At 49.9% G+C, this 495-nt stretch carries 2 protein-coding genes; both read right to left on the minus strand.

Features of this window, described 5'->3' with window-relative positions; genetic code table 11:
• On the minus strand, positions 1-267 hold a 267-nt coding region (locus C3B51_RS19640), incomplete at its 3' end, for a hypothetical protein (protein WP_130246144.1).
• Positions 268-284: 17 nt separating this feature from the next.
• Positions 285-495, minus strand: a 211-nt coding sequence (locus C3B51_RS23645; RefSeq protein WP_165389208.1) for a hypothetical protein, incomplete at its 5' end; no start/stop codon positions are given.

A 495-nucleotide genomic window follows, 5' to 3' on the forward strand; every position in this document is an offset into this window, starting at 1 on the left:
ACCACAACACAGGGTTATGACGAGGGCCACAGATACACACCTGGCTTTGGTATACTTAAAATAAACGATACCCAGACAACCCGATATGCACAGCGCAGCAAAAACAAATGCAGTGCTAAGCAACACTGCGACCCGCCAGCCTCTGTCCGCCTCTTTACATTGCAAGGCCGTGATATAAGCGCTGAACTCATCCAGCAACACTTCCTTCAGGAGCAGTAACCAAAGTACAGCCAGTACTGCCAGTAACAGGCGCTGTGTGATACTCATACTGCCAGACAGCTCCCTCATGGTATCAGTAAGCCAAAGAAATACAGCAGCAGGCCTAGAGCAAACAACTGGGTGAGTGTCGCCGCCCAGTATTCCCAGCCCTCGCTGCGATAGATCCAGCTGCCTTTCATAAAAACCTTACCCAGCAGTAAAGCAACGCTGACCGACAACAGAAATATCAGTTGGATCAGGGTAATGAATATATCCAGTGCAGCCACTCTCACGCTC

Source organism: Pseudoalteromonas rubra (genome assembly GCF_004212645.1).
GTDB classification, from domain to species: Bacteria; Pseudomonadota; Gammaproteobacteria; order Enterobacterales; family Alteromonadaceae; genus Pseudoalteromonas; species Pseudoalteromonas rubra_G.